At 68.8% G+C, this 15,906-nt stretch carries 14 protein-coding genes; 7 read left to right on the plus strand and 7 right to left on the minus strand.

All coding sequences use genetic code 11. The annotated features are described in order from the left end of the window. The 4 genes from pgaA to pgaD all read left to right on the plus strand — a co-directional run. The coding region (pgaA, locus tag B551_RS24705) for a poly-beta-1,6 N-acetyl-D-glucosamine export porin PgaA (protein WP_023265232.1) at nt 1-2,329 on the plus strand (2,329 nt) is incomplete at its 5' end. Between the two features lie 14 nt (nt 2,330-2,343). Next, nucleotides 2,344-4,371: a poly-beta-1,6-N-acetyl-D-glucosamine N-deacetylase PgaB gene (gene pgaB / locus B551_RS24710; protein ID WP_157072105.1), complete on the plus strand. Its 2,028-nt coding sequence runs from the start codon at nt 2,344-2,346 to the stop codon at nt 4,369-4,371. Beyond that, complete coding sequence (gene pgaC, locus B551_RS24715; protein WP_023265234.1) at nt 4,368-5,699, plus strand: poly-beta-1,6-N-acetyl-D-glucosamine synthase; 1,332 nt, start codon at nt 4,368-4,370, stop codon at nt 5,697-5,699. The genes pgaB and pgaC overlap by 4 nt, the downstream gene beginning before the upstream one ends. Next, nucleotides 5,699-6,172 carry a poly-beta-1,6-N-acetyl-D-glucosamine biosynthesis protein PgaD gene (pgaD, locus tag B551_RS24720; protein ID WP_006579370.1) on the plus strand — a complete coding sequence of 158 codons (474 nt, stop codon included), beginning with the start codon at nt 5,699-5,701 and terminating at the stop codon, nt 6,170-6,172. The genes pgaC and pgaD overlap by 1 nt, the downstream gene beginning before the upstream one ends. A 120-nt stretch (nt 6,173-6,292) precedes the next feature. On the opposite strand, the gene trpE is transcribed toward pgaD, so the two are convergent. The 3 genes from trpE to rpe form a co-directional block, all read right to left on the minus strand. Continuing rightward, nucleotides 6,293-7,813, minus strand: a complete 1,521-nt coding sequence (gene trpE, locus B551_RS24725; protein WP_006579371.1) for an anthranilate synthase component I — start codon at nt 7,811-7,813, stop codon at nt 6,293-6,295. A gap of 458 nt (nt 7,814-8,271) precedes the next feature. Continuing rightward, nucleotides 8,272-9,000: a phosphoglycolate phosphatase gene (gene gph / locus B551_RS24730; protein WP_006579372.1), complete on the minus strand. Its 729-nt coding sequence runs from the start codon at nt 8,998-9,000 to the stop codon at nt 8,272-8,274. Next, nucleotides 9,000-9,701 (minus strand): ribulose-phosphate 3-epimerase, encoded by a 702-nt coding sequence (gene rpe, locus B551_RS24735; protein WP_006579373.1) that lies wholly within the window; start codon nt 9,699-9,701, stop codon nt 9,000-9,002. The genes gph and rpe overlap by 1 nt, the downstream gene beginning before the upstream one ends. 225 nt (nt 9,702-9,926) lie before the next feature. Between rpe and apaG the strand changes: the two genes are divergently transcribed. Beyond that, nucleotides 9,927-10,301, plus strand: coding sequence for a Co2+/Mg2+ efflux protein ApaG (gene apaG / locus B551_RS24740; protein WP_006579374.1), 375 nt, complete (start codon nt 9,927-9,929; stop codon nt 10,299-10,301). A gap of 64 nt (nt 10,302-10,365) precedes the next feature. Here the strand turns inward: apaG and B551_RS24745 are convergent, their stop codons facing one another. Next, entirely contained in the window at nt 10,366-10,614 is a 249-nt protein-coding gene (locus tag B551_RS24745; RefSeq protein ID WP_006579375.1) for a hypothetical protein, read from the minus strand. Between the two features lie 257 nt (nt 10,615-10,871). On the opposite strand from B551_RS24745, the gene B551_RS24750 reads away from it, so the two are divergent. Beyond that, entirely contained in the window at nt 10,872-11,957 is a 1,086-nt protein-coding gene (locus B551_RS24750; protein ID WP_023265235.1) for a murein transglycosylase A, read from the plus strand. A 39-nt stretch (nt 11,958-11,996) separates the two neighbouring features. On the opposite strand, the gene paaK is transcribed toward B551_RS24750, so the two are convergent. The 3 genes from paaK to paaG form a co-directional block, all read right to left on the minus strand. Beyond that, entirely contained in the window at nt 11,997-13,301 is a 1,305-nt protein-coding gene (paaK, locus tag B551_RS24755) for a phenylacetate--CoA ligase PaaK (protein WP_006579020.1), read from the minus strand. A gap of 88 nt (nt 13,302-13,389) precedes the next feature. After that, complete coding sequence (gene paaI / locus B551_RS24760) at nt 13,390-13,833, minus strand: hydroxyphenylacetyl-CoA thioesterase PaaI (RefSeq protein ID WP_006579019.1); 444 nt, start codon at nt 13,831-13,833, stop codon at nt 13,390-13,392. 48 nt (nt 13,834-13,881) lie between these two features. Then, a complete protein-coding gene (gene paaG, locus B551_RS24765) occupies nt 13,882-14,703 on the minus strand; it encodes a 2-(1,2-epoxy-1,2-dihydrophenyl)acetyl-CoA isomerase PaaG (RefSeq protein WP_006579018.1) in 822 nt (273 codons plus the stop codon). Between the two features lie 320 nt (nt 14,704-15,023). Between paaG and B551_RS24770 the strand changes: the two genes are divergently transcribed. Further along, entirely contained in the window at nt 15,024-15,800 is a 777-nt protein-coding gene (locus B551_RS24770) for an enoyl-CoA hydratase (RefSeq protein WP_006579017.1), read from the plus strand. The last annotated feature ends 106 nt before the right edge of the window (nt 15,801-15,906 follow it).

The raw sequence follows: 15,906 nt of genomic DNA on the forward strand, positions 1-15,906 counted from the left end.
GCTGACCGCGCTGCGCGAGCGGCTGGCGCAGGCGCCGGCCGACCGCCGCGCCGCCTACGACCGCATGATCATCGCCGGCTGGGCCGGCCGCCCGGCCGAGGTTCTCGAGACGTATCGCGGCCTTGGCAGCGACGCCAGCCAGCTGCCCGCCGACGTGCTGGCCGCCGTCGCACGCGCCGAGCGCGACGAGCGCCAGTGGGATGCGTCGCTGGCGCACTATCGCGAAGGCCGGCAGCGTTTCCCGGCGCGCCAGGACTTTGCCCTGGGCGAAATCCTGGTGCTGGCCGACAGCGGCCGCACCGCCGACGCCGTCGCGGCGGGCAGGGCGCTGGTCGAGCGGCAGCCGTCCAGTCCCGATGCCCGCATTGCGCTGGCCTACGCGCATACCCGCGCCAACGATCCCTACGAGGCGCTGTTCGAGGCCGACCGTGCGCATGGCCTGGCGCCGCAGCGCAAGGACGTGGTGCGCGAATATGTGCGCGCGCTCGAGCATGCCGGTCTGCCGGAGGCCGCGCTGCGCGTCGCCGACGAACATCCCGGCCTGCTCGAGCGCGCCGACCGGCTCGAGCTGGAACTGGACGTGACCGCCGAACAGGTGCGGCTGGCCGACATGCCGAGCCGGACCGAGGCCGAGCGCTTCGCGATCGCCGACCGCGCGCTGGCCCGCTATGACCAGCTGCTGCCGCAATTGCGCGGCACCGGCCCGCGCGGCGAGGCGCAGTTGCGCCGCGCCCGCATCGACCGGCTCGCCGCGCTGCACGCGCGCGTGCGGATGCAGGACCTGGTCAACGAATACGAGGCCCTGCGGGCCGAGGGCGTCGAGGTGCCGGCCTTTGCGTTGTCCGACGTGGCCGCGGCCTATCTCTATCTGCGTCATCCCGAACAGGCCGAGACGCTGTACGCGCAGGCAATCCGCGAGGCCTATCCGCCGGGCGGCGACGCCGAGGCGCGGCTGGCAGCGCAGACGGGTCTGTACTACGCGCATGCCGAGGCCGAGAAGTTTCCGCCGGCCGGCGAGGTGGTGCAGCAGGCCAGCGCCGAGCAACCGCGCTGGCGGTGGCTGCGCGGCCAGCCGACGCGGCAGCCGAACGATCTGTGGCTCGATGCCGCCGAGGTCAGCGCGCGTTCGCGCCGTCAGGCCGACGACACCGTCGACGCGCAACAGCGCCTCGAGGATCTGGTCAGCCGTGCGCCGGGCAATTCGCGGCTGCGCGTGCTGCTGGCCGAGCTCTATCGGGCCCGCGGCTGGCCGCGCCAGGCCGAGGTCGAGCTGAAGCTGGCCGAAACGCTGGCGCCGCGTGCCGTGCCGCTCGAGGTGCAGCAGGGCCATGCCGCGCTGGACCTGCAGGAGTGGCGCCAGGCCGAGATGCTGCGCAACGACACGATGGCGCGCTATCCCGAAGACCTGGCGGTCCGGCGCCTCGATCGCGACTGGCAGGTCCACAACAAGTCGGAACTGCGCATCGAAGGTTATCGGGGCCTGGCGAACGACAGCGCCGTGGTCGGCAACGGCAATTTCGGCATCGAGGCGGTGCTGTACAGCCCGCCGATTAACTACGACTGGCGCGCCTTCGGCGGCATCGGCTATGCGACCGGCCGCTTCCAGGAAGGCAGCGTCGACTACCGCTGGGCTCGCACCGGCGTGCAGTACCGCGTGCGCGACCTGACGCTGGAGGGCGAAGTCTCGGCGCACGACTATGGCGGCGGCAACGGCGGCCGTGCCGGCGGCCGGCTGTCGGCGCAATACGACATCGACGATCGCTGGCAGGTCGGCGCCTCGGGCGCGCTGCGCTCGACCGGCACGCCGCTGCGCGCGCTCAAGCAGGGCATCTACGCCGATACGTTGGCCGCGTTCGCGCGCTACCGCGCCAGCGAGCGCAGCGAGTGGATGTTCACGGTGGCGCCGTCGCGCTTCAGCGACGGCAACGATCGCCTCGAGGGCGGCGTCGCCGGCGTGCAGCGCTTCTATACCGCGCCGCACCTGAAGGGCGATCTGCTGGTCGACATCTGGGCCTCGCGCAACACGCGCCGGGACACGCCGTACTACAACCCGCGTTCGGACCTGACCCTGCTGCCTTCGGTGCGGCTGACCCACACGCTGCATCGCCGCTACGAGACCGTCTGGGAACAGCAGTTCCTGGCCGGCGCGGGCGCCTATGCGCAGCGCGGCTACGGCACCGGCGCGATCATGATGATCGGCTATGGCCAGCGCTTCCGCACCAACGACGTGTTCGACGTCGGCGCCACGATCACCGGCACCAGCCGTCCGTACGACGGCCAGCGCGAGCGCGAACTGCGCATCGTGTTCGACCTGACCTACCGATTCTGAACGGGATGCATGCCATGGACGCAACCTTGATGCGCCCCTATCGCGCTTTTCTGATGCTGTTGCTGGCGGTGGCCACGTTGCTGCTGGCCGCCTGCGCCAAGGACATTCCGGTGTTCACGCCGCCGGCCGACCGGCCTGTCGCGAAGGCCGAGCAGCCGTGGCCGCGCAACCATGTCGCGGTGCTGGCGTACCACGACGTGGAGGACCGCGACCCGGACCAGGCCTATCTGAGCGTACGCACCGACCATCTGATCGGGCAGCTGGCCTGGCTGCGCGAGAACGGCTACCGGCCGGTCACGGTCGACCAGATCCTGGCCGCACGCAACGGCGGCCCGGCGCTGCCCGACCGCGCGGTGCTACTGACGTTCGACGACGGCTACCGCAGCTTCTATACGCGCGTGCTGCCGATCCTGAAGGCCTATCGCTGGCCCGCCGTGCTGGCGCCGGTCGGCGTGTGGCTCGATACGCCGGAGAACAAGCCGGTCGATTTCGGCGGCACGCCGACCGAGCGCGACCGCATGCTGACCTGGCAGCACGTGCGCGAGATCGCCGCCTCGGGTCTGGTCGAGATCGGCGCCCATACCGACGCCCACCACTACGGCGTGCTGGCCAATCCGCAGGGCAACACGCAGCCGGTGGCCGCCGTGCATGCCTACGACAGCAAGACCGGCACCTACGAGAGCGACGCCGCCTATGAAAAGCGCGTGCGCAACGACGTGCAGCGGATCACCGACAAGGTCCGGCGCATCACCGGCAAGCCGGTCCGCGTGTGGATCTGGCCGTATGGCGCGGAGAGCGGCACGGCGCTGCGGATCATCGGCGAGAACGGCTACCAGATGGCGCTGACGCTGGAAGACGGCCTGGCGACCGTGGACAAGATGATGTCCGGCGCTCGCCTGCTGATCGGCGACGACCCCGGCCTGCGCGGCTTCGCGCAATCGGTGGTCGAGATGGAGCAGCAGCAGAACATGCGCGTTGCCCACGTCGATCTGGACTATGTCTACGATGCCGATCCGGCCCAGGTCGACCGCAATCTGGACAAGCTGGTGCAGCGGATCTACGACCTGAAGATCGACACGGTCTTCCTGCAGGCCTTTGCCGATCCGGACGCCAGCGGCCTGGTCAAGTCGGTGTATTTCCCGAACCGCGTGCTGCCGGTGCGCGCCGACCTGTTCAACCGTGTCGCCTGGCAGCTGCAGAACCGCACCGACGTCAAGCTCTATGCGTGGATGCCGGTGCTGGCGCTGGACCTGGACAAGTCGATCGCCCGCGTGTCGCGCTGGGATCCGAAGACCGGCGGCATCGACGTCGATCCGAAGCAGTACCGCCGGCTGTCGCCGTTCGATCCGGTCGCCCGCCAGCGCATCGGCGAGCTGTACGAAGACCTGGCGCGCCATGCGGTGTTCGACGGCATCCTGTTCCACGACGACGCCGTGATGAGCGACTTCGAGGATGCCAGCGCGCCGGCGCTGGCGGCCTATCGCAAGGCCGGGCTGCCCGACTCGATCGAGGCGCTGCGCGCCAATCCGGAGACGATGCAGCGCTGGACGCGGTTCAAGAGCCGTGCGCTGGTCGACTTCACGCACGAGCTGACCGCCAAGGTCCGCGCCATTCGCGGCCCGGCGATCAAGACCGCGCGCAACATCTTCGCCGCGCCGATCCTGCAGCCGGAGAGCGAGGCGTGGTTCGCGCAGAACCTGGACGACTTCCTCGTCGCCTACGACTGGACCGCGCCGATGGCCATGCCGTACATGGAGCAGGTGCCGGCCGGCAAGGAAAACGCGTGGCTGGACTCGCTGGTCGACACCGTGGCCAAGCGCCCGGGCGCGCTGCGCCGCACGGTGTTCGAGCTGCAGAGCCGCGACTGGCGCAAGGCCGATGCGCCGCCGGTCGACAGCGCCGTGCTGGCGGGCTGGATGCAACGCCTGCAGCGCCGCGGCGCGCGCAACTTCGGCTACTACCCGGACGACTTCCATAACAACCAGCCTCGGCTCGACGTGATCCGGCCGGCGCTGTCCAACGCCTGGTATCCCGCGCCATGATCGAACGTCTCTTTGCCCTGATCGTCCTGTGCATCGCGCTCGGCCTGCCGATCGGCATGGCCGTGCTGGCGACCGGCGACCTGCTGCTTGCCTTCGTGTTCTTCTATCCGCTGTTCATGTCCGGACTGTGGATGGCCGGTGGCATCTATTACTGGTGGCACTGGGAACGCAAGTGGTCCTGGGACGAAGACCGCCAGCCGCCCAAGGTGGCCGGCGAGCCCTTCATCTCGATCCTGGTACCGTGCTTCAACGAGGAGAAGAACGGCGAGGAAACGCTGCGCGCCGCGCTGGCGCAGCGCTATCCGAACTTCGAGGTGATCGCCATCAACGATGGCTCGCGCGACGGCACCGGCGCGCTGCTCGATGCGATGGCGGCCAGGCACGAGCGGCTGCGCGTCGTCCACCTGGCCCAGAACCAGGGCAAGGCGATGGCGCTGCGCATGGGCGCGCTGGCCGCGCGCGGCGAGTATCTGGTCTGCATCGACGGCGACGCGGTGCTCGACCCCGATGCGGCCGCCTACCTGGTCGCGCCGATGGTCGACAACCCGCGCGTCGGCGCGGTGACCGGCAACCCGCGAATTCGCACCCGCTCGACGCTGATCGGCCGCATCCAGGTCGGCGAGTTCTCGTCGATCATCGGGCTGATCAAGCGCACGCAGCGCGTCTACGGCCAGGTGTTCACGGTGTCCGGCGTGGTCGCGGCCTTTCGCCGCCGCGCGCTCGATCGCGCCGGCTACTGGAGCCTGGACATGATCACCGAGGACATCGACATCAGCTGGAAGCTGCAGCGCGACCACTGGTCGATCTTCTACGAACCGCGCGCGCTGTGCTGGATCCTGATGCCCGAGACGCTGCGCGGCCTGTGGAAGCAGCGCCTGCGCTGGGCGCAGGGCGGCGCCGAGGTGTTCCTGAAGAACGTGCGCTCGATCTGGATCTGGCGCCATCGCCGGCTGTGGCCGCTGATGGCCGAGTACTGCCTGTCGGCCGGCTGGGCCTTCATCTTCGCGATGTCGATCATCCTGTGGGCGCTCGGCCATTTCGTCGACCTGCCGGACAACGTCCGCATCGAGAAGCTGGTGCCGCCGGGCTTTACCGGCATGGTGCTGGCGGTCGTGTGCGTGCTGCAGTTCGCGATCAGCGTGGCGATCGACCGCCGCTACGAGCCCAAGCTGGGCCGCTCGATGTATTGGACGATCTGGTATCCGCTGGCCTTCTGGATGATCGGCATGCTGACCACGCTGATGGCCTTCCCCAAAGTCATGCTCAAGACCCGGCGCCGCGCCCGTTGGACCAGCCCGGATCGCGGCATCAAATCGATGAGGTCGTGATGAATCCCGATGACATGATCGTTCGCACCAGGCGCACGCGGCTGGGCTGGCTGATCGATGCGCTGCTGACCGCGCTGGCCTGGATCGGCTTCGGCTACCTGTGCGTGACCGGTTTGCAGGCGGTGCTGCGGCACGCCAATGCGGGTCCGGACGTGCCGTTCTGGTCGGCGCTGCTGCCGACCGCCGGCACGTTGTCGATCTACGTGGTGGTGGGGCTGTTCAACGGCGTGGTGCTGCTGAGCTGGGCGCTGTATAACCAGTACCGCTTCTCCGGCCTCGATCGGCGCAAGCCGATCCCGGCGCTGCGCGACGATGAACTGGCGCGCAGCTTCCATGTGTCCGGCCAGCAGTTGCGCGCGCTGCAGCGAGCCAAGGTCGCGGTGGTCGACCATGAGGGCGACGGCACGATCGCTGACGTGCATCTGCCGCACGCGGTGCAAGCGCCGGCCCGGGAAACTGCTGCGGTGAAGTAACGCTGGTCGTTCCCGCGCAGGCGGGAACCCAGTGGCTTTTTTCATTTTTTCAGCCCGGAGGGAAGACGCTGGGCCCCCGCGTGCGCGGGGTCGGCAGACTCCCTGGGCTGCAGCCGGCGCTTACGCGAAGTCCGAGTCCAGCCCGTCCTGGACCTGCTCGGCGGCGCGGATCACCGCGCGCGCCTTCGCCTCGGTCTCGCGCCATTCGGCCTCGGGATCCGAATCGGCCACGATGCCGGCGGCCGCCTGCACATACAGATTGCCGTCCTTGACGATGCCGGTGCGGATCGCGATCGCCAGGTCCATCTCGCCGCCGAACGACAGGTAGCCGACCGCGCCGCCGTAGATGCCGCGCTTGCGCGGTTCGAGTTCGTCGATGATCTCCATGGCCCGCACCTTCGGCGCGCCGCTCAGCGTGCCGGCGGGGAAGGTCGCGCGCAATACGTCCAGATTGCTGATGCCGTCCTTCAGCGTGCCCTCGACCGAGCTGACGATGTGCTGCACGTGCGAGTATTTCTCGATCACCATCTGGTCGGTGACCTTGACCGAGCCGGTTTCCGCGATGCGGCCGATGTCGTTGCGCGCCAGGTCGATCAGCATCACGTGCTCGGCAATCTCCTTCGGATCGTTGAGCAGCTCGGTGGCCAGCTGCGCGTCGCGCTCCGGCGTATTGCCGCGCGGCCGCGTGCCGGCCAGCGGGCGGATCGTCACCACGCGGCGCGAGCGCGTCTCGCCCTGTTCGCTGGTGCGGCGCGTTTCCTGCCGCACCAGGATCTCCGGCGACGCGCCGACGATCTGGAAGTCGCCGAAGTTGTAGAAGTACATGTACGGCGACGGGTTCAGCGAACGCAGCGCGCGGTACAGCGACAGCGGCGCGTCGCGGTAGGGCTTGGTCAGCCGCTGGCCGATCTGCACCTGCATCATGTCGCCGGCCACGATGTATTCCTTGGCCTTGCCGACCGCCGTCAGATAGTCGGCCTTGTCGAATTCGCGGTAGACCTCGGTCTGCACCGACGGGCTGGTGACCGGCACGTCGACCGGCTGGCGCAGCTTCATGCGCAGGTCGCGCAGGCGCTGGCGCGCGCGCGAATAGGCCTCGGGCATGCCGGGGTCGGCGTAGACGATCAGATAGAGCTTGCCAGACAGGTTGTCGATGACGGCCAGTTCCTCGCACAGCAGCAGCTGGATATCGGGGAGGCCCAGGTCGTCGGCCTTCTGCGTGTCGGCCAGCTTCTTCTCGATGTAGCGCACCGTGTCGTAGCCGAAGTAGCCGGCCAGGCCGCCGCAGAAGCGGGGCAGGCCGGGGCGCAGCGCGACCTTGAAGCGCTGTTCGAACGCCGCGATGAAGTCCAGCGGATTGCCCTCATGGGTCTCGACCACCTTGCCGTCGGTGACGACCTCGGTGCGCTGGCCGTAGGCGCGCAGCAGCGTGCGCGCATGCAGGCCGATGAAGGAATAGCGGCCGAAGCGTTCGCCGCCGACCACCGATTCGAGCAGGAAGGTGTTGACGCCGCGGGTTTGCGATTGCGCCAGCTTCAGGTACAGCGACAGCGGCGTTTCCAGGTCGGCGAAGGCCTCGGCGATCAACGGAATGCGGTTGTAGCCCTGGTCGGCCAGCGATTTGAATTCGAGTTCGGTCATGACGGTCCTCTGGGACGGCGCACGGGGGCTGCGGCAATGCGATCCCCGGCGGGCGATTCTGGGAGGGGCAGGATGGCCGAAGCACCGGCCCCGTCGGGCGGCTCGCCGGAACGCCACTGTCGCTCCGTGTCGAGCCAAGGGGCGTATTGCGCGTTCGGGTAACGCTAGCAGGGATTGCCGGGAAGGAAAACCGGGCCGGCAGGACCGCCGGGCTGATCGCCACGCCTTGCCGATGGATCGGCCGGGCGCGATCAGTGCAGTCGCGAACGCACTTTACGCCTGTTGGGAGGCGCGCCAGCGACGCCAGGGCCAGGCCTGCCGATCACTGTCAGTAAAAATGCGTTTGCGGTTCAGGAACATGAAGTCGTGTTCTGGGGTGTCTGCGCGGGATGCGGAGAGGGCGGTCTAGCGGATCGGGCAGGGCGCGTGCCGTGGGGCTGCCGCGCCGTGGCCGGAGACTACCGGTGTGCCGTCAAGACCTCAGCAGCCTTGACAAGCGAGCCGACTATACCATCGGCGTCGACGCCTTGTACAGGGTTGCCATGGTTGTAGCCGTAGGGCACCAGCAGCACGCCAATGCCGGCCGCGCGGGCCGCCAGCGCGTCGTTTTCGGAGTCGCCGATCGCGACCATCTGCGCCGGTTCGAGCCGGAACGCCTCGCATACCTTCAGCAGCGGCAGCGGGTCCGGCTTGCGGAACGGAAAGGCGTCGCCACCGTAGACCAGCTCGAAACAGGGCGCCAGGCCCAGCTTGTCGAGCAGCGGCGCGGTGAAGTCGTGCGGCTTGTTGGTGACGCAGGCGAGCCGCAGGCCGGCCGCCTTCAGCGCCGCGAGCCCCGCCTCGACGCCGGGATAGAGCGCCGAGAACTGGCCGTTGATGCGCAGGTATTCGCGGTTGTACAGCGCCAGCGCATCGGCGAACAGGCCGTTGGCCGCGGCGGGCGGCAGGCGCGCGTCGAGCACGCGCCGGATCAGGTTCTCCGAGCCCTTGCCGACGAAACTGACGATCTCGGGCAGCGGTAGCGGGACGATCTCGCCAAGCGCCGGATGCAGGTGCGAGAGCGCCTGCAGCATCGCGTTGACCGCCGCGTGGAAGTCGCCCGCGGTATCGACCATGGTGCCGTCCAGGTCGACGATGGCCCCACGGATGCCGCGCCAGTCGGTGCGCTTGAGCGTCGCCCCTTCCATTACTGGCCCACCTTGGCCAGTTCGGCGCGCAAGGCCGACAGCACGCCGCGATAGCCGCCGTCGGCGTCGGGCTTGCCGAACACCGCGGAGCCGGCGACGAAGGTGTCCGCTCCGGCCGCGGCGATCTGCGCGATGTTCTCGACCTTCACGCCGCCGTCGACTTCCAGCAGGATCGTGCGGCCGGTGCGGGCGGTATAGGCGTCGATGCGCTCGCGCACCGCGCGCAGCTTGTTCAGCGTCTCGGGAATGAAGGCCTGGCCGCCGAAGCCCGGGTTGACCGACATCAGCAGGATCACGTCGAGCCGGTCCATCACGTGGTCCAGGTGGTGCAGCGGCGTGGCCGGGTTGAACACCAGGCCGGCCTGGCAGCCGTGATCGCGGATCAGCGCGAGCGAGCGGTCGACATGGTCGCTCGCCTCGGGATGGAAGGTGATGATGTTGGCGCCGGCCTTGGCGAAGTCCGGGATGATGCGGTCGACCGGACGGACCATCAGGTGCACGTCGATCGGCGCGGTCACGTGCGGGCGGATCGCCTCGCAGACCAGCGGGCCGACCGTCAGGTTCGGCACGTAGTGGTTGTCCATCACGTCGAAGTGGATCCAGTCAGCGCCGGCCTCGGTGACGCGGCGCACTTCCTCTCCCAGGCGGGCGAAGTCGGCGGACAGGATGGACGGGGCGATGCGAAAGGTCGGGGTGCTCATGATGGCGCGGGTGACGGTTTGGGTTGCGGCGCGGGTGGCGACGTGGCAAGGAGGCAAGGGCGCGTCCCGCCGCTGTGGCCGGCGCGCAAGGGCGCCATTTTACGCCGCCTTCGCCGTGGGCGCGCCCTGGAGGCCCGGCCGGCGGGGGCGTGACCCCGACTTGCCGCACCCCTGCCCTTGCCGCACAATGCCGCTACCTTTGTCTTGCCACCGGCCACCCCGACAATGAGCGAGTACGCTTTTTCCGTTTCCGTGCGCACGCAGTATCTGCCCGATCAGTCCGACCCGGAACACGGACGCCATGCCTTTGCCTACACCATCACGATCCAGAACACCGGCGAGGTTGCGGCCCAACTGATCTCGCGGCACTGGCAGATCACCGACAGCGACAACGCCACGCAGGAGGTGGCGGGGCTCGGCGTGGTCGGGCACCAGCCGCTGCTCAAGCCGGGCGAGCACTTCGAGTACACCAGCTGGGCGACGATCTCCACGCCGGTCGGCTCGATGAAGGGCAAGTACTTCTGCGTGGCCGAGGACGGCCATCGCTTCGAGGTGCCGATTCCCGAGTTCGCGCTGGTGCTGCCGCGCATGCTGCATTGACGGGTGCGCGCAGCGGGTTCGCTCCGCGGACGGCAGGCACCGTGGACGGCACCGCTGCCGGAACCTAGACGCCCGGCGCGTTGTCCTTGCTGTGCGCCTGCCCCGCGGCCTGATTCGCCTGGCTTGCCTGATTTGCCTGGCCCGGCGCTGCCGCGGCGGCGCGCGACGGGTGATCGGCCGGGGCGCGGCTGGGACGCGGATGCTTCTTCGCCGTGCCCATCGTCCATACCACGATGAAGATCAGCAGAAACAGCGCCACGCCGGCCTCGAGGGCGAACAGCAGCATGGGATGGTCTTGAAAGAATTCGCTCATGGATGATTCCCGCGTTCGAGGCAAAGCCGGTCCGGTACAGCAGAATCGACCCGGATCGGCCCCGAGCATTGTATGGCATCGCCCTCCGGCCGGTGCCCTTGCCATAGCCGCCGCCAGCCACTGAGAGCCACTGTCCTTGCCGCCGCGGCCAGCGCCCGGCGACAACCACACCGCAAACGATGACTGACCACGACTCCGTTTTCGCCCTCCGCCGTGATTTCCCGCCTTCTCCCCGCTCTGCCGCCGTCGCGCGCCGTATGCCCGGTGCCCGCGCGCTGTGGGCCATCGTCGGCGCGGCCGCCGTGCTGGCCGGTTGCGTCAGCGGTCCGCCGCCGCGCATCGAGACCGGGCAGCCGACGCCGCCCGTGACCGGGGGCCCCGGCAAGGGCCGGCTGCAGCCGGCGAGCTGGAGCGAGATCGGCGGCTGGACGCGCGACGACGTGCGGGCCGCATGGCCGGCGCTGCAGGCGAGCTGCCAGGCGCTGAAGAAGCGCGCCGAATGGCGCGGCCCCTGCACGGCCGGGCTGATGGTCGATGCCAGCGACCCGCAGGCGCTGCGCAGCTACTTCGAGCAGCATTTCCAGCCGTACCGCGTCGTCAACGGCGACGGCACCGACAGCGGCCTGGTGACCGGCTACTACGAACCGATCCTGCACGGCTCGCGTACGCGCCAGGGCGCCTATCAGATTCCGCTGCACCGCAAGCCGCCGCAATGGGGCAACCGGCCGCTGCCGCCGCGCGCGCAGCTGCTGCGCGATCCGGCGTTGCGCGGCAACGAGGTGGTCTGGGTCGACGACGCGGTCGAGGCCGCCTTCCTGCAGATCCAGGGCTCGGGCCGCATCCGGCTGGCCGACGGCACGATGATGCGGGTCGGCTTCGGCGGCACCAACGACCAGCCGTTCCGCTCGTTCGGCAAATGGCTGCTGGACCGGGGCGAGATCACGCCGGCGCAGGCGACGATGCAGGGCATCAAGGCCTGGGCGCGCGCCAATCCGGCCCGGGTCGAGGAGATGCTGAACGTCAATCCGCGCTATGTGTTCTTCCGCGAGCTGCCGCCGAACAACGACGGTCCGATCGGTGCACTGGGCGTGCCGCTGACGGCGGAGCGCTCGATCGCGGTCGATCCGGCCACCATTCCGCTTGGCGTGCCGGTGTTCCTGTCGACCACGCGGCCGCTGTCCAGCGAGCCGATCGAGCGGCTGGTGTTTGCGCAGGACACCGGCAGCGCGATCAAGGGCGGCGTGCGCGCCGACTTCTTCTGGGGTGCCGGCGATGCCGCGGGCGAGACCGCCGGCCGCATGAAGCAGGCCGGCCGGATGTGGGTGCTGATGCCGCGCAGTTGAGCGCGGGCGGTTACTGCGAGCAGCGGGCGGCTTGGCGGCCTAGCGCGGCCGCTGGTCGACGATCCGCCGCGCCTTGCCGACCGAGCGCTCGACGCCGCCCGACGGCAGGATCTCGAGCGCGACCGTCACGCCGATGTAGGCCTTGATCTCGTGCGTCAGCGTGTCGCGCGCCTGGCGCACGGTGTCCGGCTCGACGCCATGCGCGCATTCGACCCGCACCGTCAGCGTATCGAGATGGCCTTCCTTGCCGAGCACGCACTGGTAGTGCGGCGCCAGCTCGGCGTGCTTCAGGATCAGTTCCTCAATCTGCGACGGAAACACGTTGACCCCGCGGATGATCATCATGTCGTCGGAGCGGCCGGTGATCTTCTCCATCCGGCGGAACGCCGGCCGCGCGGTGCCCGGCAGCAGCCGCGTCAGGTCGCGCGTGCGATAGCGGACGATCGGCAGCGCCTCCTTGCTCAGCGACGTGAACACGAGCTCGCCGAAGCTGCCGTCGGGCAGCACCTCGCCGGTGTTCGGGTCGATGATCTCGGGATAGAAATGGTCCTCCCAGATGGTCGGACCGTCCTTGGTCTCGGCGCACTCGTTTGCCACGCCGGGGCCCATCACCTCGGATAAACCGTAGATGTCGACCGCCGAAATGCCCATCCGTCGCTCGATCGCCACGCGCATCTCGGGCGTCCACGGCTCCGCGCCGAAGATGCCGACCTGCAGCGAGCTGGCGGCCGGGTCGAGCCCCTGGCGCTCGAACTCGTCGGCGATCGCCAGCATATAGCTGGGCGTCACCATGATGATCTCGGGACGGAAGTCCTGGATCAGCTGGACCTGGCGCTCGGTCTGGCCGCCGCCGAACGGAATCGCGGTCAGGCCGGCCTTCTCGACGCCGTAGTGCGCGCCCAGGCCGCCGGTAAACAGCCCGTAGCCGTAGCTGATATGGACCTTGTCGCCGCGCCGCGCACCGGAGGCGCGGATCGAGCGCGCCATCACCGTGGCCCAGGTGTCGATGTCGCGCAGCGTATAGCCGACCACCGTGGGTTTGCCGGTGGTGCCGGATGACGCGTGGATGCGCGCGATCTGGTCCTGCGGCACCGCGAACATGCCGAACGGGTAGTTGTCGCGCAGGTCCTGCTTGGTCGTGAACGGAAAGCGCGCCAGATCGGCCAGCGATTTCAGATCCTCCGGGTGCACCCCCGCCTGGTCGAACTTGCGCCGGTAGACCGGCGAATGCTGATAGGCATGGTCGAGCGACCACTTCAGGCGCTGCAGCTGCAAGGCCTGCAATTCGTCGCGGCTGGCGGTCTCGATCGGCTCCAGCGGCAGATCGGTCAGGCGCGTGCTCATCGTTCTCTCCTGCTATGGGTGGCGCTTTGCGGTGTGACTGCGGGGTGGGAATGCAAGGGGCGGGCGCTCGGGGCGCTCGGCATTTTGGTCAGCCTGCTTCGGGCGGCGGGACGACATGGCCCTTGATCTGCGCCGACTTGCCGCGGAACATCGCGACCACCTCGCCGTCGCGGTTCGTCACGCGGATGTCGTAGATGCCGTGGCGGCCCGACAAGACCTGCTCGGTGGCCTCGGCGGTCAGCACGTCGCCGCCGCGGACCGGCTTCAGGAACTCGATGCTGCAGCCGGCCGCGACCGTGTTGATGTTGTGGCTGTTGCAGGCGAAGGCGAAGCAGGAATCGGCCAGCGTGAACATCAGGCCGCCGTGGCAGATGCCGTGGCCGTTCAGGAATTCGTCGCGGACCGGCATCGACAGCCGCGCATAGCCGGGGGCGATCGCGTCGATGGTCATGCCGAGCCAGCGGCTGCAACTGTCGGCCTCGTACATGCTGGCCGCGGCCGCTTCGGCCAGCGCTTGCGGATCGGAAGTCAAGCGGATCTCCTGGAGAGAGGGAAGGGGGCGAGGCCGGCGGCCGATTGCCTATTGACCGGTGAAGCGCGGCGCGCGCTTCTCGAGGAAGGCGTTGACGCCCTCCGCATAGTCGTGCGATCCACCGAGCGCGCGCTGCAGGTCGCGCTCCATGTCTAGCTGGGTATCCAGCGTCTGCGTTGCGCTGGCGTACATCGCGCGCTTGATCGCGGCCAGCGCGCGAGTCGGCTGCGCGGCCAGATGCGTGGCCAGCGCCAGTGCCTGCTCCATCAGCAGCGGGTCGTCCATCGCCTCCCAGATCAGGCCCCACTTCTCGGCCTCGTCGGCCGACAGCTTGTCACCGGTCATCGCCAGGCCCAGCGCGCGCGCCATGCCGAGCCGCTTCGGCAGGAACCAGGTGCCGCCCGAATCGGGCACCAGTCCGATCTTGATGAAGGCCTGGATGAAGCTGGCCGAGCGGGCGGCCAGCACGATGTCGCAGGCCAGCGCCAGATTGGCGCCGGCGCCGGCGGCGGTGCCATTGACCGCGGCGATCACCGGCAGCGGCATCGACTGCAGCCGGCGCACCAGCGGGTTGAAGGCGCTGTCGATCAGGTCGCCGAGGTCGGTCATCCGGCCCGGCGTGAAATCCAGATCGGCCAGGTCCTGCCCGGCGCAGAAGCCGCGGCCGGCGCCCGTCAGCAGCAGGGCGCGCGCATGGCCCGCTTCGGCGTGGTCGAGCACCTGCACCAGCGCGGCGTGCATCTCGCGGGTGAAGCTGTTGAGCTTGTCGGGCCGGTTCAGCGTGACGACGGCGACGTCGCCATGCCAGGCGAGCAGTACCGGGCCGGCGTCGACGGCGGTACGGGGCGACGGCGTGGGCGTGGCGTGCATTGGCTTGTCTCCTGCCATGTCCCGGTTGCGGCGGCGCTGCGCCGGCCGCTCCGGAAGGTTGTTCTGGATCGAAGCCGGGTGACGGCTCCGTCTGGCATTGTAGGGAAGAGCGACGGCGGCTTTAATTAACCGACCAGTCGGTCGGCAAATGGTAGCATTAATCTTTTGCGGTTTGCTATGGCCGGCTGCCGGTTCGCGACCGCGTAGTGCCCGCAATAGGCGGGTGATGGCGAAGCCGGGTATCGTTGCTGGTCGCAGCGATGCTTTCGGGCTCGTGTTCGGGGCCCGTATCCCTTTTTCATTGGAGACAGAGGAAACCCATGGCGTACGACAACATCCTGGTGGAAACCCGTGGCCGCGTCGGGCTGGTGACGCTGAATCGTCCGAAGGCGCTGAACGCGCTCAACGACGCGCTGATGGACGAACTGGGCGCCGCGCTGACGGCGTTCGACCAGGACGAGGCGATCGGCTGCATCGTGATCACCGGTAGTGAGCGCGCCTTCGCCGCGGGCGCGGATATCGGCATGATGGCGAAGTACAGCTATATGGATGTCTACAAGGGCGAGTACATCACCCGTAACTGGGAGACGATTCGCCGCATCCGCAAGCCGGTGATCGCCGCGGTGGCCGGATACGCGCTGGGCGGCGGCTGCGAGCTGGCGATGATGTGCGACATCGTGATCGCCGCCGACACCGCGAAGTTCGGCCAGCCGGAGATCAAGCTCGGCACGATGCCCGGTGCCGGCGGTACTCAGCGGCTGCCCCGCGCAGTCTCGAAGGCCAAGGCAATGGACCTGTGCCTGACCGCGCGGATGATGGACGCCGCCGAGGCCGAGCGCGCCGGCCTGGTCTCGCGCGTGGTCGCGGCTGACAAGCTGATCGACGAGGCCGTTGGCGCGGCCGAAACCATTGCCGGCTTCTCGCTGCCGGTCGTGATGATGATCAAGGAGGCGGTCAACGCCGCTTATGAGACCTCGCTGAGCGAGGGCGTGCACCTCGAGCGCCGGTTGTTTCACTCGACCTTCGCGACCGAGGATCAGAAGGAGGGCATGGCCGCCTTCGTCGAGAAGCGCGCGCCGAACTTCCAGCACCGCTGAAGCGGCCGCCGCGTCGCCTGGCATAAAAAGATGACAAAGGTATTGCCAGGCGGCGCGCACTCCCTTAATATTCGCCCCCTCGCAGCCGAACGGCGGCGAGGTTGGC

It is taken from the genome of Cupriavidus sp. HPC(L) (assembly GCF_000307735.3).
Taxonomy (GTDB): domain Bacteria; phylum Pseudomonadota; class Gammaproteobacteria; order Burkholderiales; family Burkholderiaceae; genus Cupriavidus.

Coding starts and splice junctions, on each gene's coding strand:
- pgaB (WP_157072105.1), top strand. CDS start 2,344: ATGGACGCAACCTTGATGCGCCCCTATCGCGCTTTTCTGATGCTGTTG.
- pgaC (WP_023265234.1), top strand. CDS start 4,368: ATGATCGAACGTCTCTTTGCCCTGATCGTCCTGTGCATCGCGCTCGGC.
- pgaD (WP_006579370.1), top strand. CDS start 5,699: ATGAATCCCGATGACATGATCGTTCGCACCAGGCGCACGCGGCTGGGC.
- trpE (WP_006579371.1), bottom strand. CDS start 7,813: ATGACCGAACTCGAATTCAAATCGCTGGCCGACCAGGGCTACAACCGC.
- gph (WP_006579372.1), bottom strand. CDS start 9,000: ATGGAAGGGGCGACGCTCAAGCGCACCGACTGGCGCGGCATCCGTGGG.
- rpe (WP_006579373.1), bottom strand. CDS start 9,701: ATGAGCACCCCGACCTTTCGCATCGCCCCGTCCATCCTGTCCGCCGAC.
- apaG (WP_006579374.1), top strand. CDS start 9,927: ATGAGCGAGTACGCTTTTTCCGTTTCCGTGCGCACGCAGTATCTGCCC.
- B551_RS24745 (WP_006579375.1), bottom strand. CDS start 10,614: ATGAGCGAATTCTTTCAAGACCATCCCATGCTGCTGTTCGCCCTCGAG.
- B551_RS24750 (WP_023265235.1), top strand. CDS start 10,872: ATGCCCGGTGCCCGCGCGCTGTGGGCCATCGTCGGCGCGGCCGCCGTG.
- paaK (WP_006579020.1), bottom strand. CDS start 13,301: ATGAGCACGCGCCTGACCGATCTGCCGCTGGAGCCGATCGAGACCGCC.
- paaG (WP_006579018.1), bottom strand. CDS start 14,703: ATGCACGCCACGCCCACGCCGTCGCCCCGTACCGCCGTCGACGCCGGC.
- B551_RS24770 (WP_006579017.1), top strand. CDS start 15,024: ATGGCGTACGACAACATCCTGGTGGAAACCCGTGGCCGCGTCGGGCTG.